Source organism: Streptomyces sp. NPDC001668 (genome assembly GCF_042893155.1).
Lineage (GTDB): Bacteria > Actinomycetota > Actinomycetes > Streptomycetales > Streptomycetaceae > Streptomyces.
Genome location: NZ_JBIAUQ010000012.1, coordinates 50,031 through 74,450, shown reverse-complemented (window position 1 = coordinate 74,450; position 24,420 = coordinate 50,031). Strand labels below are relative to the sequence as shown.

Annotated in this window: 13 protein-coding genes, 4 tRNA genes, 1 other RNA gene and 1 pseudogene; 10 read left to right on the top strand and 9 right to left on the bottom strand. The window is 69.0% G+C overall.

Annotated features, from left to right (window positions below):
- The first annotated feature begins 55 nt into the window (after window positions 1-55).
- Window positions 56-3,418 carry a S8 family serine peptidase gene (locus tag ACFYZ8_RS30745; protein WP_388542145.1) on the top strand — a complete coding sequence of 1,121 codons (3,363 nt, stop codon included), beginning with the start codon at window positions 56-58 and terminating at the stop codon, window positions 3,416-3,418.
- 457 nt (window positions 3,419-3,875) lie between these two features.
- Here ACFYZ8_RS30745 and ACFYZ8_RS30740 read toward each other — a convergent pair whose 3' ends face one another.
- Complete coding sequence (locus ACFYZ8_RS30740; RefSeq protein ID WP_388542144.1) at window positions 3,876-4,190, bottom strand: immunity 53 family protein; 315 nt, start codon at window positions 4,188-4,190, stop codon at window positions 3,876-3,878.
- Window positions 4,191-4,548: 358 nt separating this feature from the next.
- Here ACFYZ8_RS30740 and ACFYZ8_RS30735 point away from each other — a divergent pair, with 358 nt between their 5' ends.
- From ACFYZ8_RS30735 to ACFYZ8_RS30725, 3 genes and pseudogenes are all read left to right on the top strand, one after another.
- Complete coding sequence (locus ACFYZ8_RS30735; RefSeq protein WP_388542143.1) at window positions 4,549-6,339, top strand: DUF262 domain-containing protein; 1,791 nt, start codon at window positions 4,549-4,551, stop codon at window positions 6,337-6,339.
- 1,941 nt (window positions 6,340-8,280) lie between these two features.
- Window positions 8,281-9,114, top strand: a pseudogene (locus ACFYZ8_RS30730) (IS481 family transposase); the annotation flags it as partial.
- A 39-nt stretch (window positions 9,115-9,153) separates the two neighbouring features.
- Window positions 9,154-10,221, top strand: coding sequence for a tyrosine-type recombinase/integrase (locus ACFYZ8_RS30725; RefSeq protein ID WP_388542166.1), 1,068 nt, complete (start codon window positions 9,154-9,156; stop codon window positions 10,219-10,221).
- Between the two features lie 90 nt (window positions 10,222-10,311).
- Here ACFYZ8_RS30725 and ACFYZ8_RS30720 read toward each other — a convergent pair.
- A tRNA-Ser gene (locus ACFYZ8_RS30720) sits at window positions 10,312-10,399 on the bottom strand.
- A 72-nt stretch (window positions 10,400-10,471) separates the two neighbouring features.
- Between ACFYZ8_RS30720 and ffs the strand changes: the two genes are divergently transcribed.
- The 6 genes from ffs (at window position 10,472) to ACFYZ8_RS30690 (ending at window position 20,248) form a co-directional block, all read left to right on the top strand.
- Window positions 10,472-10,570, top strand: an RNA gene (gene ffs / locus ACFYZ8_RS30715) — signal recognition particle sRNA small type.
- A 63-nt stretch (window positions 10,571-10,633) separates the two neighbouring features.
- Entirely contained in the window at window positions 10,634-13,135 is a 2,502-nt protein-coding gene (locus ACFYZ8_RS30710) for a DNA polymerase III subunit gamma and tau (RefSeq protein WP_388542142.1), read from the top strand.
- 211 nt (window positions 13,136-13,346) lie between these two features.
- On the top strand, window positions 13,347-14,600 hold the full coding sequence (purD, locus tag ACFYZ8_RS30705) for a phosphoribosylamine--glycine ligase (protein WP_388542141.1): 1,254 nt from the start codon (window positions 13,347-13,349) through the stop codon (window positions 14,598-14,600).
- Between the two features lie 354 nt (window positions 14,601-14,954).
- Window positions 14,955-17,420 (top strand): hypothetical protein, encoded by a 2,466-nt coding sequence (locus ACFYZ8_RS30700; protein ID WP_388542140.1) that lies wholly within the window; start codon window positions 14,955-14,957, stop codon window positions 17,418-17,420.
- A 190-nt stretch (window positions 17,421-17,610) separates the two neighbouring features.
- Window positions 17,611-19,167, top strand: a complete 1,557-nt coding sequence (locus tag ACFYZ8_RS30695) for a N,N-dimethylformamidase beta subunit family domain-containing protein (RefSeq protein WP_388542138.1) — start codon at window positions 17,611-17,613, stop codon at window positions 19,165-19,167.
- 181 nt (window positions 19,168-19,348) lie between these two features.
- The gene (locus tag ACFYZ8_RS30690; RefSeq protein ID WP_388542136.1) at window positions 19,349-20,248 is read left to right on the top strand and encodes a phosphoribosylaminoimidazolesuccinocarboxamide synthase; all 900 of its coding nucleotides are present in this window, start codon (window positions 19,349-19,351) and stop codon (window positions 20,246-20,248) included.
- Between the two features lie 44 nt (window positions 20,249-20,292).
- Here the strand turns inward: ACFYZ8_RS30690 and ACFYZ8_RS30685 are convergent.
- The 7 genes from ACFYZ8_RS30685 to ACFYZ8_RS30655 form a co-directional block, all read right to left on the bottom strand.
- Window positions 20,293-20,365: transfer RNA gene (locus ACFYZ8_RS30685), tRNA-Gly, on the bottom strand.
- A gap of 22 nt (window positions 20,366-20,387) precedes the next feature.
- Entirely contained in the window at window positions 20,388-20,996 is a 609-nt protein-coding gene (locus ACFYZ8_RS30680) for a response regulator transcription factor (RefSeq protein WP_359037613.1), read from the bottom strand.
- Between the two features lie 2 nt (window positions 20,997-20,998).
- On the bottom strand, window positions 20,999-22,330 hold the full coding sequence (locus ACFYZ8_RS30675) for a sensor histidine kinase (RefSeq protein ID WP_388542134.1): 1,332 nt from the start codon (window positions 22,328-22,330) through the stop codon (window positions 20,999-21,001).
- Entirely contained in the window at window positions 22,312-23,085 is a 774-nt protein-coding gene (locus ACFYZ8_RS30670) for an ABC transporter permease (protein ID WP_388542132.1), read from the bottom strand. The genes ACFYZ8_RS30675 and ACFYZ8_RS30670 overlap by 19 nt, the downstream gene beginning before the upstream one ends.
- Entirely contained in the window at window positions 23,082-24,020 is a 939-nt protein-coding gene (locus ACFYZ8_RS30665; RefSeq protein ID WP_359037536.1) for an ABC transporter ATP-binding protein, read from the bottom strand. The genes ACFYZ8_RS30670 and ACFYZ8_RS30665 overlap by 4 nt, the downstream gene beginning before the upstream one ends.
- Window positions 24,021-24,157: 137 nt before the next feature.
- Window positions 24,158-24,230, bottom strand: a tRNA-Gly gene (locus tag ACFYZ8_RS30660).
- Window positions 24,231-24,311: 81 nt separating this feature from the next.
- Window positions 24,312-24,383: transfer RNA gene (locus ACFYZ8_RS30655), tRNA-Gly, on the bottom strand.
- Window positions 24,384-24,420: the final 37 nt, after the last annotated feature.

Sequence of the window (24,420 nt, the reverse complement as noted above, 5' to 3'; positions counted from 1 at the left end):
CTCCGAGGGGACAGTCGACCGCAACCGGAGTCACCACCGGCACAGGGGAGGCCCTATGTCCCGCATGTCTCGAAAACTGGCCGGCACACTGATAACCGCCTTACTGATCCAGGGAGTTGCGGCGGCCACGCCGGCCTCCGCCACGCCCGCCTCCGCCGCGCCGGACACCGTCACGGTCCCCACCTGGACCCGCGGAACCGGACCGCAGGACGCCACCACCCATCGCGTCACCCTCGTCACCGGCGACCGCGTGGACCTGTCGGGCACCGGCGTCGCCATCGAGCCCGGACCGGGCCGCGAGGCGACGGGCTTCCAGCAGTTCGAGCGGAACGGCCACCAGTACGTCGTCCCGAACGACGCACTGCGCCTGGTCGCCGGCGGCCAGATGGACGAGCGGCTGTTCGACGTGACGGGACTGGTCGCCGCCGGGTACGACGACGCCCGTACGGCCGAACTGCCCGTCATCGTGACCTACACCGACCCGACCCTCGGCGGCCGCAGCCCGCGCGCCGCGGACGGAGCCCGGGTGACCCGTGCCCTGCCCGCCGTCGACGGCGCCGCGGTGGCCGTGGGCAAGAAGACGGCGGGCGCCTTCTGGGAAGGGGTGACCGCGGGCAGCCGTACGAGCGGACTGCGCGCCGCGAGCGGAGTCGCCAAGCTCTGGCTGGACGGGAAGCGGCAGGTCACCCTGGACCGGAGCGTGCCGCAGATCGGCGCGCCGGCGGCCTGGCAGGCCGGATACGACGGCCACGGCGTGACCGTCGCGGTCCTCGACACCGGGTACGACGCTACCCACCCCGACCTGGCCGGACGGGTCGCGGAGGCCGAGAACTTCACCGACGCGCCCGACACCGACGACAACGTCGGTCACGGCACGCACGTGGCGTCGACGGTGGCGGGCGGCGGCGGGAAGTACAAGGGGGTCGCGCCCGGGGCCTCGCTGATCGTCGGGAAGGTGTGCAGCGACCGCGACTGCGCGGAGTCGTCGATCCTGGCCGGGATGGAATGGGCCGCCTCTCGCGCCAGGGTGATCAACATGAGCCTCGCCGGTGACGACACCCCGGGCCTGGACCCGCTGGAGGAGGCCGTCAACACGCTGACGGCGAAGACCGGCGCCCTCTTCGTGGTGGCCGCGGGCAACGACGGCGGCGCGGACGGCTCGGTCGACTCCCCCTCCACGGCGGACGCCGCGCTCTCGGTGGGCGCCGTCGACAAGCAGGACGTCATGGCGTCCTTCTCCAGCCGGGGCCCGCGCGAGGACGGCGCGATCAAGCCGGAGATCACCGCACCCGGCGTGGACATCGTCGCCGCCCGTGCCGCGCACGCGGGCAGCGAGTACATCGAGGTCGAGCCCGGATACACCTCCCTCTCCGGCACCTCCATGGCCACCCCGCACGTGGCCGGAGCGGCGGCCCTGCTCGCCGGACAGCACCCGGACTGGCGGGCGGCCGAGCTGAAGGCGGCCCTGATGGCATCGGCGACGGCGACCGGCGGCGCGAACGTCAACGCGCAGGGCGCGGGCCGGGTGGACGTCGCCAGAGCCGTCCACCAGTCGGTCCTCGCCACGCCGACGGCCCTGTCCCTGGGCACGCAGCCCGCCCCGGCGGACGACGACATCCCGGTCGTCGGGACGGTGACGTACCGCAACGACGGCAAGGAGCCGGTGACCCTGGACCTGGCGGCGCAGGTGTCCGGACCGGGGGACTCGCCCGCCCCGGCCGGCATGTTCACGGTCAGCCCGGAACACGCGACCGTACCGGCGGGCGAATCGGTCGAGGTGACGGTCACGGCCGACACACGCGTACAGAGCGGCACGGGGGTGTTCCAGGGCGCGCTGGTGGGCACGGACGCGACCACCAACACCTCGGTCCGCGTACCCCTGACCATCACCAAGGCCACGCCCACCCACAACCTGACGGTCAAGGTCATCGACCGCGCGGGCAACCCGGCCGCCGACTACTGGACCGACATCACCAGCCTGGACGGCTCGGTCTACCGCTTCGTGTACGACCCGTCGGGCTCGGGCACGGTGGCCCTCCCGGCAGGCCGCTACACGGTGAACGCGTCGGTCGTCACACCGACGGACGGCACCACGACCCTGCTGGTCCGCCCCACCCTCACGGTGACCGGCGACACCGAGATCGTCCTCGACGCCCGCAAGGGCACACCGGTCTCGGCGACTCTCCCACGCAAGGGCGCGAGTCTGCGCCTGGCGGCGGTCGGCTTCCGCCGCGAACTCACCAACGGGCTGGGCTTCGGCATGAGGGCCATCGCCGACTCCTACGACAAGGTGTTCACCGCCGCGCTGGGTGACGACGTGGGCCCGGGCGAGGGCACGCTGGTGGCGGACGTACGCGGCTTCTGGGCGAAGAAGAACGCGAACGGCACGTACGACGACTCGCCGTACGAATACGTGCTGGTGTGGTTCGAGCGGGGACACCTGCCGACGAACTTCAGCCACGTGGTGCGGCAGAGCGAACTGGCGACGGTGAAGCAGCAGTACTACTCGGTGACCTCGGAAGGCCGGTCGAGGGCGTTCACACACACCTTCGGCTTCCCCCCGGAGGGCGGCAGCGCACTCTCGGCGGGCGCCATCTGGTTCGACAGTCCCGGCCGCCCCCGGACCGTCTACTACAAGGCCGACGACACGATGTGGGAGACGCGCTACAACCAGTACGCGGCCGACGGCACCTTCCAGACCCAGTTCCTGACGGACTACGAGACCTACAAGCCCGGCAAGCGCTATACGACGGAGTGGCAGAAGGCGGTCCCCGGCCCGCGCTTCAGCCGCACGACGACCGTCGCCCGGGACGGCAACCGGCTGTCCTTCAACGTCCCGATGGCAGGCGACCAGGCCGGCCACACCGGCTATTCGGCGTACGACACGAGCAGGGTCGCCTTCTACCACGGCGACCAGAAACTCGTGGAGCTGGACTACCCGTGGACGGACGCCTCCGGCACGGTCCCGGCGGCCGAGGCGACGTACCGCCTGGAGTACTCCGCCGAACGCAGCGCGAAGGGCGGGGGCTTCGGACTCGGTACGAGCATCAGCGGCTCCTGGACCTTCCGCTCGGGCGAGACCAGCGGCGGAGAGAAGGCGCTCGGCGTCTCGGCCTTCGACTTCGCGCCCGTCGTCGACCAGAACAACACGGGCCGCCTGCCGGTCCTCCCGATGCGGCTGCTACGGCAGCCGGGAGCCGCTCCTTCGGCGGTGCGGTCGGTGTCGGTGGAGGTGTCGTACGACGACGGCAAGAGCTGGCGGAAGACACGCCTGGCGAGGACCGGACGGGACGCGTGGGCGGTACCGCTGCCTGGACGGCCCGTGTCCGGGGGGTATGTGTCGCTCCGGGCGAGCGCCGCGTTCGCGGACGGGGGAGCGGTGGAGTACCGGGTGATCCGGGGGTACCGGATGGGGTGAGAGGCTGCCGCGGCCGCTGGAGGGCGGCTGACCCGCCCAGGGCATCCATCGGGACGGCGACGTGGGCGGTCGGGTCGCCTCGCTTCTCCATAGCGCGGGGGAGGTGCCCAGAGCGGGCGACTGCTCATGCTGGACTGAGGCAAGGACGTCGCCCGAAAGAAACGATGTCGAAGGGCCCCACCGCGAACGGTGGGGCCCTTCGACATCGTGGCCGGTGAGGCAGTCCTCCGGCCTGCCTGGCGGAGGATACGAGATCCGAACTTGTGAGGGGATGCTCCCAACATGCTTTCCAACTGTGGGGGTGCCTCTCGGGGCGGCGTTCAGGGGCGTTCACCAGCGTTCGTGGGTGACCGGCCACCTTTGTGGCAACGCCCCTAGGTCTGGTCTGAACGGCAGTGAACGACGGTGAATGAGACGGAAACTGAGACGGCCAGACCCGGTCGTGAGCCCTCGTTGGCTAACGCTCGTCGCTCATCGAGGTAGCCCAGTCGCGGAACAAACGCAGCACTTCCCCAAGGTTGAGCGGACCGCAGGACGCCTGGAAGACCTCGTCCGACACCGTCGCCATCACCCAGTCGGAATCGCTGCGCCGGCTGGCTGTCCTCTCGTAGGGCCGGCCAGACAGGGGCGTCTCTTCAAGATCGATTTCCACTGTCCAGCCTGGGTTGTCGAGCGTTGCAATCCGAACGCCCCACTCGTGCTCCCAGTCACCATCACATTGGGCGCGGTACCACTGCTCCAGCCAACCGAGTTCTCCGCTTGTCTCTGCCATGGACGCTGATCGTACGAGGTCAAGGCCGGCGCGAACGAGGTAGATGGCCCTGGGGATCTCAGCTTGGGAAGTTAAGGGCATCTAGAGCCTGCACCGGGACTGAGCTGCGGCGGAGCGGTGTGGGCACCTGGCAGGCGGTCGACTGGCTCCCCGGTGTTCCCCGTGGTTCCCCGCACCATCTGGCACGGGTCTGGCACGGCCGATCCACCGCCCGCCCCCCCCCGATTCATAGATGACCCATCCTCGCAGTGAGCGTGACTGGTAGCGTCCTTGCAGCAGAGTCAGGAGGCTGCTCTTCGCCTGAACGCGCCATCTGCTCAGCGGAGGATCACGTTGAGGTACAACTTGCGGAGAATCGATGGCCGAGCTGAGCAGTAATCTGATCGTCCGAGGCGAGAACATTCAAACGCTGTACAACAGCTATGTGAATCAGTCTTTCGTTGTTAACAGACGTTACCAACGAAAGCTTGTTTGGGCGATTAGCGAAAAAGCTGCCTTCATCGATTCTCTTCGCAAGCAGTTGCCCGTTCCGCTTGTCTTGACTGCCGAGCGGACCATTGGAGGGAAGACTACCCTCGAAATCATCGATGGCTTGCAACGGCTGAATGCTATCTTTTCATTCATTGAGAACCAGTATGCGCTCGATGGCTATTACTTCGATCTCGAAACGCTTGCCGAGACAAAGCTAAGGCGAGACGAAGGGAAACTTGACCAGCGCCTGCCGGTGCTAGACCGTCGAGAATGTGTTAGCATCGCAAATTACGTTCTTCCGATGTCGACCTATCGAGCTCCTGACGAAGAGATCGTGGAAGAGGTATTCCGGAGAATTAATTCCAACGGTCGCTACCTCTCACGGCAGGAGATTCGTCAAGCCGGAGCCGTATCAAATTTCGCAGATCTCGTCCGCGAAGTATCCTCCTTCGTAAGGGGCGATACATCGGTTCGGGATCTGGTGGCCCTCACTGGTATGCCTGCCATCAGTATTTCGAGCGATCGAAATGGTCCGGGCGTCTTCATTGAAGATGTATTCTGGGTGCGCCACAAGATCTTGGAGAAGGACCAAGTTAGAGAGTCGCGAGACGAAGAGATTGTCGCTGACCTGCTTGCAACTATGATTTTGGATAACGTTCCCAGGTACGCATCCGAAACGCTTGACGAGTATTATGGGATCAAGCCTGGGGATTCGAAGGAGCGCAGGAGGGATCGCATTGAATCTTCTGTGCAACGAGAGGGCGCAGACCTGATTAAGGGTCGATTTGAGCACGTCCACAGCGTCCTGGAAGATCTCCTCAAGAAGTCCGGCAAGAGTTTCTCACAGCTAGTATTCAAAGCTCCTCGGCAACGCGTGCCACGTTATTATGCGACTATTTTCCTGGCCCTCTATACCTTGTTGATTCGCGAGAATCGATCAATTAGGGATTCCGGGAAGATGGTCAAAGCCCTCGATGGAATCGGTGATCGAGTTCTGAACATCACCGCTGGCGGGGGCACCTGGTCTGCAGAGAACAAGCGGGATAACGTTTCTGCTGTGGCGGGAGTCCTCAGGGATCTTACGGTTCCGGAAAGTAGTCAGCGTGATGTCCTGTTTGAGGCCAATGAGGCTAGGATTCATCGGCTTCTTCGTGCTGCCCTCGCTGAGCACAGCCTTTTTGAGCTGAAGCAAGGGTTGCATTCTCTCGACGGCAGTGGGAATTTCGATTCCCGCGGCTTCGAGCGGATCTTGAAGGCGGTATCGGCCATTGCAAACGATGGCGACGGTACTGTCGGGTATGTTGTGATCGGTATCGCCGATACTAAGAGTGATGCGGACAGGGTACGGAGCCTATACGGAGCCCCGGCAGTTCGTGACGGTGACTTTTGGATTACTGGAGTCGAGCATGAATTCCAGCAACACGGTGGCTCCCTTGACGGGTACATGAGTTTCTTCACCGAGAAGGTGAGAGCATCCGGCCTGGAGGCTGACCTTAAGTCTCAGGTACTCCGTGACATGCGTCCCGCGAACTACCACGGAAAACCCGTTTTGCTGCTTACCGTGAAATCTGTTGGGCATCCGGTTCCTTACGTCGATAAGTGGTATGAACGTCAGGGGTCCAGCACAATTGAGGTTGCGGCGCGTGATGTCGGGAGGTTGTTCAAGCGTTTCCCGTAAAGCGCGCGTCGACAGAGCCTTATGGATATGTCGATACCCTAAGCATTCTCAAAACAGTCGGCCCCTGACCAGGTCAAATGGTCAGGGGCCGATGTGCTGCATTGCCCCCCGCTGACCTGATTCCTGAATGAGTCGACAGATAGGGCGTGCTCACAAAAGTCGCTATGCGATGTCTATAGCAGGTGCGCCGGAATCGGTCCACACATTTGCCAGGCGAGTGCCGATCTCAGTTAGGCGCCAAGTATCTGTTGATCTTTCCGAATCTTCTGGCCCGGCTTCGACCAATCTAATATAGCCGTCGGATTCGAGGGTTCGCAAGGAGATGCGACCCCTTCTAGGGTGAACGAAATGGGTTCCTCCACGCTTGGAAAATACCCCTAGCCAAATAAGCTCGTCGTGCGTGTAACGGTTGAGGCTCCAGGCAAGGCGGGCCTTAATTAGGCGTATGTCCTGCTCTGAAAAGCCTCCGGTTTCGTACTGCCGGTGATGGTTCGGGCACAAGAAGAGTAGATTCCCAAAGCTGTCATTCCCTCCCGTCGCTATTGAGGTGATGTACGCCAATTCAATAGTCGTACTTTGACAGTGAGGGACGGGACACTTCCCGCCAACCTCAAGTCTGAGGTCTCTCTTTAGCCTGGTCGAGATAGTTCGTCTAACTCGCGATGGCGTGGAGATGGTGGGGGGTTCCGAGGAGGCTGGCGCAGGAGAAGTAATCTCTGACTTTTCGCGCGCGGGCAGATTATGGCTGTGGTTGGGAGCTGGGTGCGAGACCGGTGTTCCTTCTACCAGCGGAATCCAGAGAGTGTGAAATTCTTGAGCAACTTTTCGAGGTTCAGGTCTGGTTACGTCTAGGCCGGCCAGAACTAGAACCAGGGCCTCTAGCTTATTCCATCTCGGGATCGACTTACCGGAGAGAATATTTGAAGCCCCTTGGTGCGAGATAATGTCGCAATTATCGCCAAGATGAATTGAAGCATTGCTGATGGATTTGATACCGGGGAATCCGGCTCTCCTGTAGAGTTCATGCAACTTGATTACTATATTTCGATGCACTCCTGGAGGTAAATCCTTTTCACTTGGAAGGTGGATCATTTTTATCTCCGAATTGCTGATTGCTTTTGCGTTAGATGGAGATGTCTGGATATCTTTGGTCAAAATTTCGAGTTGAACAAAGAGGTGCCTGCCCCTTCTGGCGGGGTCAAGTATGGCAAACCAAGCGCCTCCTCTGCCATGTCTACAGGGGTCAACTTTCATCAATAACAAACTAGTTGCGTACGCCTGCCTGAAGGTGAGCGGGAGGGTGATACCGGGTCGAGGAGATCCGCTGGTAGAGGTTAGGGAGTGGGAAGATGAAGAAGATCATTCCGTTTATCAAGATCATCATCGGAGCGGTGGTGGCTGGGCTTACTCGGGCCTTCGTAGAGGAAGAGCTCGACTCCCCGGAGTAGGCACCTGGGTCGGCGCAGCGGCTTTGGGCTGGAGCTGCTTTGGCGCGAGTGATCATGGCCCCGTAAGCTTCCGGCGCGTCGGACAGTCTGTGGACCTGCCCGGTAAAGCACGACGTCGGGGCCATGATCTTCGAGGCTCGCCCCAAAGTGGCTGCCTAAAGCCGTGGAGCCGACCGCCCCAGCCACGACGCAGCCCTTCTCTGGCGTCAGGCGGCTGCATGCTTTTGAGCGCGGCACGGGCGCCGGCCGGGCTGGAGCGGGGCGGAGACAGGAGCGCAGGCCCGGCCGGGGGCCGGGCCGCGCGCGGGGAGCGGAGCGAGCCGCCTTGAACCAGTAGAGAAAGTTGTAACTCAGTCGGCCTGCTGGGGTTTGTCCGATCCCGGTAGATGCTTGACAGTTCGGTCCCAGCTGATGGTTGGCAGTGGCCGTGATCGGCTTTTCTGTGCGCGTTGTTGCGGCGTGTGTGGGGAGGCCGGGATTGGCGCTGGTGGAGTTGTCGGTTGTCGAGCAGAGATATCGGGCTGTCCTGGCCGTGCTGGCGGGTGCGACGGTGACCGAGGTCGCCGCGTCGCTTGGGGTGTCCCGGCAGATGGTCAGCGGCTGGAAGTCGAGGTATGAGGCTTCGGGGCTGGCCGGGTTGGCGGACCGTTCGCGCAGGCCGGCGTCGTGTCCGCATCAGGCGTCTGCTGAGGTCGAAGCGGCCGTGCGTGAGCTGCGGCGCAAGCATCCTCGGTGGGGTCCGCGGCGGATCGCTCATGTGCTGGAGCGGTCCGGGGCGGTGAGCCCGGTGCCGTCGCGAATGACCGTGTATCGGATCCTGGTCCGTCATGGGCTGGTGGGGCCGGGGGTGCGGCGGCGGAAGCGGTCGGATTACAAGCGCTGGCAGCGGGATCGGCCGATGCAGCTGTGGCAGATGGACATCGTCGGCGGTGTGATGCTGGTCAACCCGGTGACGGGCGAGTTGACCGAGGCCAAGGTCGTGACCGGTGTGGATGACCATTCCCGGTACTGCGTGATTGCGTCGGTGGTCGAGCGGGCGACCGGCCGGGCGGTCTGCGCGGCGTTCGCCCGGGCCTTGCAGGCGTTCGGGGTGCCGGAGGAGGTGCTGACGGACAACGGCAAGCAGTTCACCGACCGGTTCGGGCAGGGCGGTGAGGTGTTGTTCGACCGGATCTGCCGGGAGAACGGGATCGCGCACCGGCTCACTCAGCCGGCGTCGCCGACCACGACGGGCAAGGTCGAGCGGTTCCATCAGACGCTGCGGCGTGAACTCCTCGATGACTGCGGCGCGTTCGAGAGCATCGAGGCGGACCGCCGCCACATCGAGCGCAAGACCAAGACGGAGGTGACCAAGGCCGTCCGCGAAATGGAGCGGGCGCGGGACGACAAGAAGCTCAGGAAGCCGGGCCAGAGCTGGACCCTGCAAGCCTGGCTTGAGCACTGGGTCGAGAACATCGCCAAGCCGTACGTCTCAGAGAACACGTACGACGGGTACGAGGTCGACGTACGCGTACACCTCGTCCCCGGCCTGGGTGCTCACAAGCTCGACAAGCTGGAGCCCGAGCACCTGGAACGCTTCTACGGAAAGATGCAGGACTCCGGGAGCTCCGCCGGCACCGCTCACCACGCGCACCGGGCGATCCGGGTCGCCCTCGGTGAGGCCAAGCGGCGTGGACACGTCGCCACCAACGTCGCCGAGATCGCCAAGGCTCCGCGTCTCGAAGAGGAGGACATCGAGCCGTTCACGATCGAGGAGGTTCAGAGCCTCCTCGTCGAAGCCGCCAAGCTCCGCAACAGCGCACGGTGGGTCGTCGCCCTGGCGCTCGGCCTCCGCCAAGGAGAATCCCTCGGCCTCCACTGGGAAGACGTCGACCTGGACGCCGGGTACGTACGCATCCGCAAGAACCGTCTCCGCCCCAAGTACGCCCACTGCTGCGGAGACACCCCGTGCGGCCGTAAAGCTGGCTACTGCCCCCAGAAGCAGCAGACCCGCCGCGAGCACAAGTCCACCAAGTCCCGCGCCGGACGCCGCACGATCGGCCTCCCCGACCCGCTGATCAAGCTCCTCCGCCAGCACCAGGAGCAGCAAGAGAAGGAGCGGATTGAGGCCGGAGCCGACTGGGAGGACAAGGGATACGTCTTCGCCTCCCCGACCGGCGGCCCCCTCAGCCCGAACACCGACTTCCACATCTGGAAGCGACTACTGCGAGACGCGGGCGTACGAGACGGCCGTCTCCATGACGCTCGCCACACCGCCGCGACCGTCCTCCTGATCCTCGGCGTCCCCGACGTCGTGGTCGACGCGATCATGGGCTGGGAGCCCGGGGGAGCGGCACGCATGCGCGCCCGCTACATGCACGTCACCGGAACGCTCCTGCGCAAGGTCGCCCAACAAGTCGGTGACGCTCTCTGGGAGCCACCGAAGACGACCTGAAGCCCAACTGAGACGGAAACTGAGACGGACAACGACGAAGGGCCCCGCTGCGAACAGCGGGGCCCTTCGACATCGTGCCCGGTGAGGCACTGGCGGAGGATACGAGATTCGAACTCGTGAGGGGTTGCCCCCAACACGCTTTCCAAGCGTGCGCCCTAGGCCTCTAGGCGAATCCTCCGCCGCAAACAATACAAGACGTTGAGGAGTGCTCGCGAACTCGTTCCCACCCCTCGCCATCGGGTACTGTTTGGGCAGCCCCTCACGCGGCGCTATCTGACTGAACTCCCCCAGGGCCGGAAGGCAGCAAGGGTAGGTTGGCTCTGGCGGGTGCGTGGGGGGCGTTCGCGTTCCCGGGACCCGGGTGAGGGCTCACCGGGGCCGGTTGTCAGTGGGCGCCTATAACCTCGTAGGCGTGTCGTCTCTCGCGCTGTACCGCCGCTATCGCCCGGAGTCGTTCGCCGAGGTCATCGGGCAGGAGCATGTCACCGACCCGCTGCAGCAGGCGCTGCGGAACAACCGGGTCAATCACGCGTACCTGTTCAGCGGTCCGCGCGGGTGCGGCAAGACGACCAGCGCGCGGATCCTCGCCCGGTGTCTGAACTGCGCGCAGGGGCCCACACCGACCCCCTGCGGCGAGTGCCAGTCCTGCCAGGACCTCGCGCGCAACGGGCCGGGTTCCATCGACGTCATCGAGATCGACGCCGCCTCCCACGGAGGCGTGGACGACGCCCGTGAGCTGCGGGAGAAGGCCTTCTTCGGCCCGGCGAGCAGCCGCTACAAGATCTACATCATCGACGAGGCCCACATGGTCACGTCGGCCGGGTTCAACGCGCTGCTGAAGGTCGTCGAGGAGCCCCCGGAGCACCTCAAGTTCATCTTCGCCACCACCGAGCCCGAGAAGGTCATCGGGACGATCCGGTCGCGGACCCATCACTACCCCTTCCGGCTCGTACCGCCCGGCACCCTGCGGGAATACCTCGGCGAGGTGTGCGGCAAGGAGAACATCCCCGTTGAGGACGGGGTGCTTCCGCTCGTCGTGCGGGCCGGGCAGGGCTCCGTTCGTGACTCCATGTCCGTCATGGACCAGCTGCTCGCCGGAGCACGGGAGGAGGGTGTGACGTATGCCATGGCCACCTCTCTCCTCGGCTACACCGACGGCTCTCTCCTCGACTCCGTCGTCGAGGCCTTCGCCACCGGTGACGGGGCCGCGGCCTTCGAGGTCGTCGACCGTGTCATCGAGGGGGGCAACGACCCGCGCCGTTTCGTCGCCGACCTGCTGGAGCGGTTGCGGGACCTGGTCATCCTCGCCGCCGTTCCCGACGCCGCCGAGAAGGGGCTCATCGACGCCCCCGCCGACGTCATCGAGCGCATGCAGGCCCAGGCCGGCACCTTCGGCGCCGCCGAGCTCAGCCGCGCCGCCGACCTCGTCAACGAAGGCCTCACCGAGATGCGCGGCGCGAACTCGCCCCGTCTCCAGCTGGAGCTCATCTGCGCGCGGGTGCTGCTCCCCGCGGCCTACGGGGACGAGCGCTCCGTCATGGCCCGCCTCGACCGCATCGAGCGAGGCGTGAACTTCTCGGCCGGCGGCGGTGCTCCCGCGATGGGGTACGTGCCGGGGCCGGGACCGGGGTCGGAGGCGCAGGCCCACGGGGGAGTGGCCTCGGGCCCTGTCGCAGCGGCCATCCCGCCGTCCGCTCCGGTCCCGCCCGGCGGCGGCCCTGCCGCGGCCCGGGCGGCGGTACGAGCCTCGGGCCCGGCCGGCGGTACGGGAGGCATGGGCACTGGCGCTGGCATTGGTGCGCAAGGGGGCGGGCTCCCGGGCGGCGGCATCCCCGGAGGAGCCGTCGGCCCGGGCGGATTCCCCGGTGCTACGGCCGACTCGGCGCCGCCCGCCGACCTGGCGCCGCCCGCCGGGTCGCCGGCGCAGGGCGCTTCCGCAGATCAGGCCCCCGCTTCTCCGGCCGGCCCCCACCCCAGCCAGCCCCAAGCACCCCAAGCACCCCCCACACCCCACCAGCCGTCCGTCGCGCAATCAGCACCCGCCTCCGCCTCCTCGTCCCCCGCCCCCGCCCCCGGCGCCTGGCCCGCCGCCGCCCCCGCAGGCGGCGGTCGACGACCCGGTGGCTGGCCCACCGCGACCCCGGCCGGCGGAGGCCAGCCCGCGGCACCCACCGCGCACCGTCCCGCCGCCACCCCGGCACCGGCCCAGCCGGCCCCCGCGGCCTCCCCGGCCTCGGCACCCGGACCGGCCGCCTACGCTCCGCCGGCCGGCGGTCTCGACCCCCGCCAGCTCTGGCCCAACATCCTGGAAGCCGTCAAGAACCGCCGCCGCTTCACCTGGATCCTGCTCAGCCAGAACGCCCAGGTGGCCGGCTTCGACGGCACTACACTCCAGCTCGGCTTCGTCAACGCCGGAGCCCGCGACAACTTCGCGAGCAGCGGCAGCGAGGAGGTGCTGCGGCAGGCGCTCGCCGAGCAGTTCAGCGTGCAGTGGAAGATCGAGGCCGTCGTCGACCCGTCGGGCGGCGGCGCGGCCCCCCCGGCGCCCGGCGGCTTCAACAGCGGTGGCTTCAACAACGGCGGCGGTAGCTACGGCGGAGGCGGCAGCACAGGCGGTTACGGCACCGGCACCGGCACCGGCAACTCGGGCGGCTACGGCGCCCCGGCCCCCCAGACCCCCGCCTCCCCCCAGCCGACGCCCGCCCCGGCGGACCGGCCCACGCCGTCGCCCGCCCCCACACCGGCCACCGCCCCCGCGCCCCGGCGGTCCGCGCCGGAACCCCCGCCCGTCTCCATCGAGGACGACATCCCCGAGGACGACGACCCGGACCTCAACGAGTCGGCCCTCTCCGGCCGCGAACTGATCGTGCGGGAGCTCGGGGCGACCGTGGTGGAGGAGATCACCAACGAGTAGGGGAGGCAGCTACGGGGGAGCAGCGCCGGCTCATCTGAAGGCGCCTCGCCAAGCAACACAACGCCTCGGCAAGGAACAGGACGCCTCCCCCGAAGGCGTCTTGGAGGACACCTTGGAGGACCACCTTGGATGAGCACCTTGGAGGAACCTACGGCTCCGCTGCCTCCACCCCTTAGGAACCCCCCACAAAAACCCCGTTAGGCTGACCCCCGTGAAGGTCCTCGTCATCGGTAACGGCGCCCGCGAACACGCCCTGTGCCGCTCCCTGTCCCTCGACCCCGACGTCAGCGCACTGCACTGCGCACCCGGCAACGCCGGTATCGCCGAGGTCGCCGAGCTGCACCCGGTCGACGCCCTCGACGGCGGGGCGGTGACCGCGCTCGCGCAGCGACTCGGCGCCGACCTGGTCGTCGTAGGCCCGGAGGCCCCGCTGGTCGCGGGGGTCGCCGACGCCGTGCGCGAGGTGGGCATCCCGGTCTTCGGCCCGTCCGGGGAGGCCGCGCAGCTCGAGGGCTCAAAGGCCTTCGCCAAGGACGTCATGGCCGCCGCCGGAGTGCCGACCGCCCGCTCGTACGTCTGTACGACCCCCGAGGAGGTCGCCGAGGCCCTCGACGCCTTCGGTGCCCCGTACGTCGTCAAGGACGACGGTCTGGCCGCGGGCAAGGGCGTCGTCGTGACCAGCGACATCGAGGCCGCGACGGCCCACGCGAACGCATGCGAGCGGGTCGTCATCGAGGAGTTCCTCGACGGCCCCGAGGTCTCCCTCTTCGCCATCACCGACGGCGACACCGTGCTGCCGCTCCAGCCCGCCCAGGACTTCAAGCGCGCCCTCGACGGCGACGAGGGTCCGAACACCGGCGGCATGGGCGCGTACTCCCCGCTGCCCTGGGCCGACCCGAAGCTGGTGGACGAGGTCCTGCAGACGGTTCTGCAGCCGACGGTCGACGAGATGCGCCGCCGGGGCACCCCCTTCTCCGGTCTGCTGTACGCCGGTCTCGCGATCACGTCACGCGGCGTGCGGGTCATCGAGTTCAACGCCCGCTTCGGCGACCCCGAGACCCAGGTCGTCCTGGCCCGCCTCAAGACCCCGCTGGCCGGTGTCCTGCTCGCCGCCGCGAACGGCAGCCTCGAGGACCTGCCGCCGCTGCGCTGGAGCGAGGACGCCGCGGTCACCGTGGTCGTCGCCTCCCACAACTACCCCGCCACCCCGCGCACCGGCGACCCGATCACCGGCCTCGACGAGGTGGCCGAGCAGGACGCCCCGCACGCGTACGTCCTGCACGCCGGCACCAGGCGGGACGGTGACTCCGTCGTCAGCGCCGGCGGCCGCGTCCTGTCGGTCACGGCGTCCGGCAAGGACCTCACCGAGGCCCGCGAGCGCGCGTACCGGGCCGTGGGACGCATCCGGCTCGACGGCTCCCAGCACCGGACGGACATCGCGGCGAAGGCGGCGTCCGGCGCCTGACAGGCCCGAATCAAACAAGCCCGAATCAAACAAGCCCGAATCAAGCCCGGAAGCAAGCCCGAAAACCGGGGCGAAACCACCGCCCCGAACAACCCGACAGGCCCTGGATCCGTCTAAGGATTCGGGGCCTGATCTTTGCTGTACGTCATCCACCTTTCCCCAAAGCCATTCCATCGAGTGACCGCGACTCCATACGGCTGACGGGGATCCGGGGCCCAACTAGGGTGCGGCGCAAGCGGTCCGGCACTTGGCCCACCGGCATTGCGATGTCAGTGGTGGGTGCCACAGTGGGGGAGTGAGCAACGCCAGGACAGCTGGGCATTCAGGACGGCAGCGAGGGGGTGAGGTCCGGTCATGACCGGCATCGGTGTGGAGATGGGCGCGCAGGCCGCGCGCTCCCGGGCCGTCGCCGTGCTGCGCGTCCGCAGCCGCGCGCTGGCCGTGGCGCTGCTGCCCGCGGCGGTGGCCGTGGTGCTGCTCGCCGGGGGTTCGACCGGCCATCTCGTGGGCGGGTTCTGGGACAGCGCCCGGGTGGTCATGAGCGTTCTCGGGGCCGGGGTGCTGCTCGCGGCCGGGGCCGTCGCCCTGGTCATCGCCCGTGCCCGGCCCGCCGTCAGTCCGACCGTCGCGATCGCCGAGGAGTCCGCGCCCGACCTGTACCGCATGGTGCGCGACCTCGCCGACCGCCTGGACGTCCCCGCCCCCTCCGCGATAGCGCTCACCCCGGACTGCGACAGCTGGCTGGAGGACCGCACCCACCCTGCCCACGGCCCGCCCCCGCAGGAGGGCCGGGACGACGAGATCGCGGGCGTCCGCGGCTCCCACCGCCGGGTGCCGGCCGCACCGGTGCTGGTCATCGGCTCGCCGTTCCTGTGGTGGATGCGCGTCGGTGAACTGCGCGCGGTCCTCGCGCCGGTCGTCGCGGGTACGGGCCCCTCGGCCCACCCCGACATAGCGGCGGCCCGCCGTTTCGTACGGGGGCTGGACGCGGCGGTGGCCGTCGGGTCCGTCCCCGGCCGCTGCCCGCTCACCCGTGTGGTGTGCGCGGGGGTCGCCTGGGTGGCCCGTCTCCTCCTGCGCGGCTGTCGGGAGCACGCGACGCAGATGGAGCGCGGGGTCGCCGCCGCGGCCGCCGAGCGTGCACAGGCTGTGGACTACGGCCTCCGGATCGTGGCCCAGGAGCAGGTGGGACTCGCGTACGCGGGCTGGGACCGGCTGCTGACCCGGGTCGCGCTGCCCGCCTGGCGGATGGGCCGCTGGCCCTCCCGTCTGGACGCGGGAGTGGTGGCCGCCCTCACCGAGCTGTCGCGGCGCGACCGCCTGGCAGAAGGGTTCGCCTCCCGCCTGGGTGAGCGCCCCGCTTGCGACCTGCTCGAAGAACCTGGCGCGATCGACGAGGCCGCCTCCCTGCTCGCCGCCCGCCTCTTCCACGGCGGCCCGGCGGAGACCGGCCCGGACTGGTCGCCGGTGGACTGGCAGGAGTATCCGGAGGAGGTCGTGGACCGAAAGTGGCGCCTGGACGCGGCCCGCCTCCACCGGGTCCTCGACGCCCAGGGCGTCAGCCGAGCCCCCGGCACCACCGCGCCGGAATCCGACGCCCCGACCCTCTCCCGGGTCCTGGCCCACTTGTCCTCACCCAGGCTGACGGACGCCACGGCACAGTCCACGGCGGTGGACGGGGCCGCCGCCGACCCGATGCCACAGTTCAGCCCTACTGATCGGGATCGGCTTGCCGGTCCGGAGTCACAGTCCACGGCAGCGGTCGAGTCCGCCGACGAGCCCGGTCACTCGACGCCCGGTCACCCGATGCCCGGTCACCCGGCGCCCCCCCACCCGCACGCGCCGACCTCCGGCGCCGCAGACCTCGTACCGACCCCGCCCACCGACGACACGGCGACGGACCGCGCACCGACCACGGCAGCCGACCGCGCCGCCGCACTGCTCGACCCCACCTCACCGCACACGCCCGTTTCCGCGGCCGCAGAGCCTGCGCCGCCGTTGCAGGACACGGACCCCGCGGCCCCCGTACCAGCGTCACGGGACGACGACACGACCGCGGAGCACAACCCGGTCCCCTCCGGCGGCGACACGACCGCGGAGCACAGCCCGGTCCCCTCCGGCGGCGACACGACCGCGGAGCACAGCCCGGTCCCCTCCGGCGGCGACACGACCGCGGAGCACAGCCCGGACCCCTCCGGCGACGGCCCGACCGTAGAGAGCGAATCGCCCCCGGCCGAGAACCGACCAGTCGCACCCGAAGTCACGCCCGACGCACCCGCCCAGCCGGACACGGCACCCGCACTCGCGCCCAAAGCCGCCGCACCCAACGCCGCCGCACCCAAAGCCGCCGCACCCAACGCCGCCGCCCCCAACGCACCCGCACCCCCCGCTCCCCCGGTCGCCGACGGCGATACCGCCCCCCAGAGCCCCCCAGCACTCGAAGCCGAGACCCTCGCCGCGGCCCTCACCGCCGAGCTCGCTCGTGAGGAAGCCGCCGCTCCCCGCACCCGCACCACCCCCGACACCACCAGCTGGGACGAGACCGCCCTCCCCCTCTTCCCGCTCCAGCCGCCCCGCAGTGCCCGGGAGCTCCTCACCGACCACGTCACCGCGATGGTCTGCTGTGCCGCGATCGACACCGCCGGCGCCACCCCGGGCCTGGACTGGCTCGACGGTCCGTCCCTGCTCATCAACGGCGAGCGCGCCGCGGACCTCGCCCCCCGCGTGCTCAGCCTCGTGGAGGACGGCGACCCGGCCCCTCTGCGTGCCTGGCTGGTCAAGTCGGGGATACGCCCCGAGAAGCCCGTCCGCCTCGTCTGACAGAGACGGAACACCGGCTTCCACTTCCGGTCGATTCCCCACGAGTAGTGACAGCCTGAGTGCGGAATGTGATGTGCTGGGACCGATCCCGCACAGGACAAGAGAGCACCGCCCGAAGCGCCCCACACAGCGCCGCACGGCATCGCACCGCACAGGACGACCAACGGGGGCACGAGGGAGGGGACCGACCATGGGACCAGGGCCAGGCCCGGAGCACATCCGCCGCTGGGAGTCGGGAGCACTCGCGCACGCCGTGACCGACCCCTTCGGCCAGGGCCCCGTTCCCTGGCTGCGCGGCAGTGAGACGTACTTCGACGACACCGGCCAGGTGGTCCCCTGGTACGTCGAGACGGACCCGGCACACACCCCGAACACAAACACGAACACGCCCCGCGTCCCCTCCCCCCGCACAGCCCCTCACACAGGCCCTCACACAGCCCCCCGCACCGCCCCCGGCGGCGGCCCCCGCTCCGCCGACGACGTCCGCCGCCAGATCAAGGGCTTCGCCTCGACCGGCGCGGTCGCCCCCGGTGAGGCCGTCGACTTCCACATCACCGTCGACCCGCCGCAGGAGTTCGGCGTCGACATCTACCGCATCGGCCACTACGGCGGCGACGGCGCGGCGAAGATCACCACCAGCCCCCGTCTCTCCGGCATCGTCCAGCCTCCGCCGCTGACCGCGGACCGCACGGTGTCCTGCCACCACTGGTGGCTGTCCTGGCGGTTGCAGATCCCGTCGTACTGGAGCATCGGGGCGTATGTCGCCGTCCTCACCACCGCCGACGGCTACCGGTCGCACATCCCCTTCACGGTCCGGGACAACCACCCCGCGGACCTGCTGCTCCTGCTGCCCGACGTGACCTGGCAGGCGTACAACCTCTACCCGGAGGACGGCCGCACCGGCGCCAGCCTCTACCACGCCTGGGACGAACAGGGCCGGCTCCTCGGTGAGGCCGACGCCGCGACCACGGTCTCCTTCGACCGGCCGTACGCGGGCGCGGGTCTGCCGATGCATGTGGGCCACGCCTACGACTTCATCCGCTTCGCCGAGCGCTACGGCTACGACCTCGCCTACGCCGACGCCCGCGACCTGCACGCCGGCCACCTCGACCCCACCCGCTACCGGGGCCTGGTCTTCCCCGGCCACGACGAGTACTGGTCGACGGCCATGCGCCGCACGGTCGAGCGGGCGCGGGACGGCGGCACCTCGCTCGTCTTCCTGTCCGCCAACACCATGTACTGGCAGGTCGAGTTGGGCCCTTCGCCGTCCGGCGTCCCCGACCGGCTGCTCACCTGCCGAAAGCGCAAGGGGCCGGGAAAGCCGGTGCTCTGGCGTGAAGTCGACCGTCCGGAACAGCAGTTGGTCGGCATCCAGTACGCGGGAAGGGTGCCCGAGCCGCACCCCCTGATCGTCCGCAACGCCGAGCACTGGCTGTGGGACGCGACCGGCGCGCACGAGGGCGACGAGATCGCCGGCCTGGTCGCGGGCGAGGCCGACCGGTACTTCCCGCGCACCCCGCTCCCCGAGCACGACGACCGCATCCTGCTCGCGCACTCGCCCTACGCCGACAGCGAGGGCACCCTCCGCCACCAGGAGACCTCCCTCTACCGCGCCCCGTCCGGCGCCCTGGTCTTCGCCGCCGGCACCTTCGCCTGGTCCCCGGCACTGGACCGCCCGGGCCATGTCGACACCCGTGTCCAGCGCGCCACCGCCAACCTCCTGGACCACATCTGCAAGCGTGACTGAGCTCACACACCCCACCCGCACCGCGCTCAGAACAGACGCGCACCACACCCGCACCGCCCGCGCACCCCACCCGCACCGCCCGCGCAGCACACCCGCAGCACACCCTCAGCACACCCCAAGTCCAAGGTCAGCGCCCCATACGGGACAATCGACCCGTTGGAAATAACCACGGGGAGGAACCGTGTCCGGATTCGTAGAAAAGCCCGAGCCGCTCCAGGTTCCGGGCCTGGTGCACCTGCACACCGGCAAGGTGCGCGAGCTGTACCAGAACGAGGCGGGCGACCTCGTGATGGTCGCCAGCGACCGTATCTCCGCCTTCGACTGGGTGCTGCCGACCGAGATCCCCGACAAGGGCCGCGTCCTCACCCAGTTGTCGCTGTGGTGGTTCGACCAGATCGCCGACCTGCTGCCGAACCACGTCCTGAGCACCGACGTGCCGGAAGGCGCCCCCGCCGACTGGGCCGGCCGCACCCTGGTCTGCAAGTCGCTCCAGATGGTCCCCGTGGAGGCGGTCGCCCGCGGCTATCTCACCGGCTCGGGCCTGCTGGAGTACAACGAGTCCCGCACGGTCTGCGGCCTCGCCCTCCCCGAGGGACTCACCGACGGCAGCGAGCTGCCCGCCCCGATCTTCACTCCGGCCACCAAGGCCGCCGTCGGCGAGCACGACGAGAACGTCTCCTACGAGGAGGTCGCCCGCCAGGTCGGCGCCGACACCGCCGCCCAGCTGCGCCAGGCGACCCTCGCCGTGTACAGCCGCGGCCGGGACATCGCCAGGGACCGCGGGATCATCCTGGCGGACACCAAGTTCGAGTTCGGCTTCGACGGCGACACCCTGGTCATCGCGGACGAGGTCCTCACCCCGGACTCCTCCCGCTTCTGGCCGGCCGACCAGTGGGAGCCGGGGCACGCACAGCCGTCGTACGACAAGCAGTTCGTGCGCGACTGGCTGACCTCGGCGGAGTCCGGCTGGGACCGGAAGAGCGAGCATCCCCCGCCGGCGCTGCCGCAGGAGGTCGTGGACCGCACCCGCGCCAAGTACATCGAGGCGTACGAGCGACTGACCGGCACGAGCTGGTCGTAACGGAAAAGCCCCCCGGTGAAAACCGGGGGGCTTCTTCTCAACGGAGCGAACGACGAGGTTCGAACTCGCGACCTCAACCTTGGCAAGGTTGCGCTCTACCAACTGAGCTACGTTCGCATGCGCCGTGGCGCGAGAACCACTATACCCAACCTCGCTCCCGTGCGAGCCGCACGGCCGCGTGCCGGTTCTCCGCCCCGAGCTTGGAGACGGCCGAGGACAGGTAGTTCCGTACGGTCCCCTGGGACAGCGCGGCCCGTTCGGCGATCTCCGCGACGGGCGCTCCGTCGGCGGCGAGTTCCAGGACCTCGGCCTCCCGGGCGGTCAGCGGCGAGTCCCCGGCGGAGATCGCGTCGGCGGCCAATTCCGGGTCGACGTAACGGTTTCCGGCATGCACCGTGCGGATGATCTCCGCGAGCCGTTGGGCGCTCACCGTCTTCGGGACGAACCCGCGCACGCCCGCTTCCAGGGCCCGCTTGAGGTGCCCTGGCCGCCCGTGGCTGGTGACGATCAGCACCTTGCACCCGGGCAGTTCGGACCGCAGGGATGTGGCGACCTTCACACCGTCCGCACCGGGCATCTGGAGATCCAGTACGGCGACGTCGGGCCCGTGCGCCAGGGCCATCGCCAGCGCCTCGGGTCCGGTGGCCGCCTCCGCGACGATCGCCAGGTCGTCCTCCAGCGAGAGCAGCGCGGCGAGCGCCCCCCGGATCAGATGCTCGTCGTCGGCGAGCAGCACCCGCACACCCACGGTCACGAGACCCCCTCCGTCGCCACCAGCGGCACCTGCGCCGCCAGCCGGAACACACCCTCCCGCACCGGCCCCGCCTCCAGCGTCCCGGCCACGGCCGCGAGCCGCTCCCGCAGCCCGGCGAGCCCGGACCCGCCGCTGCCAGGCGATCGTGACACCCCGTCGTTCTCCACGGTCAGCACCACCCGCTCCTCCTCTCTCCGCAGCGCCACCACGCAGCGTTTGGCGTCCCCGTGCCGCAGGACGTTCGTGGTGGCCTCCCGGACCACCCAGCCGAGCGCCGACTGCACCTCGGCGGGCAGTCCGCCCGGCTGCCCGGTGACCTCGCAGTCGATACCGGCGGCGGTCAACACGCCTCGCGCTCCCGAGAGTTCGACCTCGAGATCGGCCTCCCGGTATCCCCGTACGACGTCCCGCACCTCGCGCTGTGTCTCGTGCGCGATCCGCTGCACCTCGGTCATCTGGTCCACGGCCTCCGCACGCCCCCGGCGGGCCAGTTGCACGGCCAGTTCGCTCTTCAGCGCGATGACGGCCAGGTTCCGGCCCATCACGTCGTGCAGGTCCCGCCCGAACCGCAGCCGTTCCTCGGCGACGGCGAGCCGGGCGCGGGTCTCGCGGGCCGTGTCGAGTTCGTAGACGGCGTTCAGGAGCCAGACGGAGAAGACGGAGGTGAAGGCGAGGAATCCGGCGGCGGTCAGCACCACGACCCCGGTGACCAGGGACTCCGGGAGGGCGTGTCCCAGCGGAAAACCGCCGAGCGCGGCGCCCCCGGCGAAGCCGCCCACGAGCGCGAGCACCCGTCGGCGCCTGCGGACACCGAGCGCGCCGATGCCCGCCCCGAAGGTCAGCACGCCCACGAAGACCGAGCCCGTCGCCATGTCGAGACCGTCGTCGTGCGGGCCCCGCTCGGCGATGCCGATCACCGCGACGCCGATGGCGAGCGTGACCGCCCCGAGCGCCCCCAGCGTCCGCACCGGCTGCTCACGCCGCCCACGCGTCCAGTCGAGCGCCCGCGACGCGGTCACCGCACACATCACGGCGTGCACGCTCACCAGCAGCACCAGCCAGACCGCGAGCTGCCCCGTAACCTGTCCGAGGACCGGGAGACCGATCGAGGCGACGTAGATCACCGCAAAGAAATGGAACGACCACCGCGTGTACGTCTCCACCTTCGCCGGCGTGCTCTTCCGCCGCCACCAGCCCCCTGGCTCCCGCGCCGGCGTGCTCTTCCGCCGCCACCAGCCCCCCGGCTCCCGCGCCGGCGAGTTCTCCCGCCGCCAACAGCCCCCCGGCTCCCGCATGTTCTCCCCGTACGTCAGTGCCTCGGCTCCCACCGGAACCACCGTCCCACAGCGAACACGGCCAGTACCGTCCAGGCCACCGCGGTCGCGACGGCGCCCAGCGCCTCGTACCCTGACAGCGTTCCCGCCCACCCGCCGCGGATCAGGATGATCACGGGTGACAGCGGCAGCAGTTCGCACACCGACGCGAACGTGTCGGGCAGCAGCTCCAGGGGTACGGCCACGCCCGAGAGGATCATCGAGATCATCACGAACGGCAGCGTGGTGACCTGCGCGCTCTCCACGGTCCGGGTCACGGCCGCCGTCACGGCCGCGAGCGCCGCGCACATCAGCAGGCCCAGCAGCAGCCCCGGAACGACGAATTGGGGCGAGCGCGGCGCGGGCACGTCGAGCAGCACCGTGCTCGCGCCCACCAGCACCAGGGACTGGGTGAGCCCGGTCGCGCCGATCGGCAAGGCGGTCCCGCAGAGGATCTCGACGTCCCGCAGCTCCCCGGTGCGCAGCCGCTTCAGCACCAGCTCCTCGCGCCGGGAGGTGTAGATCGCGGCGAGGGCGCCGTACACACCGAACAGCAGGGCGAAGCCGATCGAGGCCGGCAGCAGCACCAGGCCGACGCTCAGCCCGGCTTCCTCGACGTCCATGTCGTCCACGACGGACCGCAGGCTGAAGGGCAGTGCGAGCGGCACGAGTACGGCCGCGACGAGCGTGGCCTTGCTGCGCCCGAGCAGCGTGAACTCGGCGCGGGCGAGGGCGCCCAGCCTGCCCGCGGGAGTGGTGAGCGTGCTCATGCCGCGACCTCCTCGCGCGCCGCGATCCCCAGGAACGCCTCCTCCAGCGAGGCCGACCGCACATCGAGCCGCCGCAGTTCGACCCCGGCACGCTCGGCCCACACGAGCAGTTCGGTGGCCGTCCGCTGCAGCTCCCGCGTCCGCAGCCGTACGAGGCCCCCGTCGACCTCGTGTCCGCACACCCCGAGCTCCCCGAGCGGCGGCAGGTCCCCCACGAAGTAGCCGTCCGGCAGCTCGAACGAGATCCGCGCCGGCTGGGCCGCGGTCACCTCGGCCGGTGTCCCGGTGGCCGCGATCCGCCCCTCGTGCAGGATCGCCAGCCGGTCGGCGAGATCCTCGGCCTCCTCCAGGTAATGGGTGGTGAGCAGCACCGTCGTCCCGCGGTCGCGCAGTGCCCGCACCAACTCCCAGGTGTCCCGGCGCCCTTCGGCGTCCAGCCCGGTCGTCGGCTCGTCGAGGAACAGCACCTCGGGGTCGCCGAGCAGCGCGAGCGCCAGGTCCAGGCGCCGGCGTTCACCGCCGGACAGCTGCTTGACGCGTACGTCCGTACGCCGGGCGAGTCCGACCAGTTCCAGTACCTCCAGCGGCGGCCGGGCCCCGCTGACGCAGCCGGCCCACATCCGCGCGGTCTCGTCGACGGTCAGCTCGGACGGGAAGCCGCCCTCCTGGAGCATCACCCCGGTCCGCGGCCGTACGGCGGCACGCTCGGTGAACGGATCGTGTCCGAGGACGCGGATCCGGCCGTCGCTCGGCCGGGCGAGCCCTTCGAGGAGTTCGACGGTGGACGTCTTGCCGGCGCCGTTGGTGCCGAGCAGCGCGAAGACCTCTCCGCGGTCGACGGAGAAGCTGATCCCGCGCACGGCCTCGAACCCGCCCCCGTACACACGCCGCAGGTCGGTGACCTCAATCACGTGTTCGTGTTCGTCGGTGTTCATGAACCCAGCGTCCCGGCGGACCGGTTGCGACAGCAGTGCGCGCTGTCACCACTCCGTATGACAAATGTCAGACGACCGGTCGATCACCGGCGAGACATGAAAAAGCCCCCCGGCAGAAACCGGAGGGCTTGATTCAGAGCGGACGACGAGGCTCGAACTCGCGACCTCAACCTTGGCAAGGTTGCGCTCTACCAACTGAGCTACGTCCGCATTGCATCCGACCGGCTCTCACCGATCGGCGCGGGCACCATCCTACCTGATCCACAGGACCGGATCGGATCGGTGGTGCAGAGCGGGTGACAGGAATTGCACACTGCGCCTTCCCCCTGGAAGGGGGATGTTCTACTACTGAACTACACCCGCGTGACTCCGTGAGCTGGGCCTTTCGGCCTCGCCCCTC

Bases quoted from the DNA above. Each gene is read 5' to 3' on its own strand.
- ACFYZ8_RS30745 (WP_388542145.1), top strand. From the start codon at position 56: ATGTCCCGCATGTCTCGAAAACTGGCCGGCACACTGATAACCGCCTTA.
- ACFYZ8_RS30740 (WP_388542144.1), bottom strand. From the start codon at position 4,190: ATGGCAGAGACAAGCGGAGAACTCGGTTGGCTGGAGCAGTGGTACCGC.
- ACFYZ8_RS30735 (WP_388542143.1), top strand. From the start codon at position 4,549: ATGGCCGAGCTGAGCAGTAATCTGATCGTCCGAGGCGAGAACATTCAA.
- ACFYZ8_RS30725 (WP_388542166.1), top strand. From the start codon at position 9,154: ATGGAGCGGGCGCGGGACGACAAGAAGCTCAGGAAGCCGGGCCAGAGC.
- ACFYZ8_RS30700 (WP_388542140.1), top strand. From the start codon at position 14,955: ATGACCGGCATCGGTGTGGAGATGGGCGCGCAGGCCGCGCGCTCCCGG.
- ACFYZ8_RS30695 (WP_388542138.1), top strand. From the start codon at position 17,611: ATGGGACCAGGGCCAGGCCCGGAGCACATCCGCCGCTGGGAGTCGGGA.
- ACFYZ8_RS30670 (WP_388542132.1), bottom strand. From the start codon at position 23,085: ATGAGCACGCTCACCACTCCCGCGGGCAGGCTGGGCGCCCTCGCCCGC.
- ACFYZ8_RS30665 (WP_359037536.1), bottom strand. From the start codon at position 24,020: ATGAACACCGACGAACACGAACACGTGATTGAGGTCACCGACCTGCGG.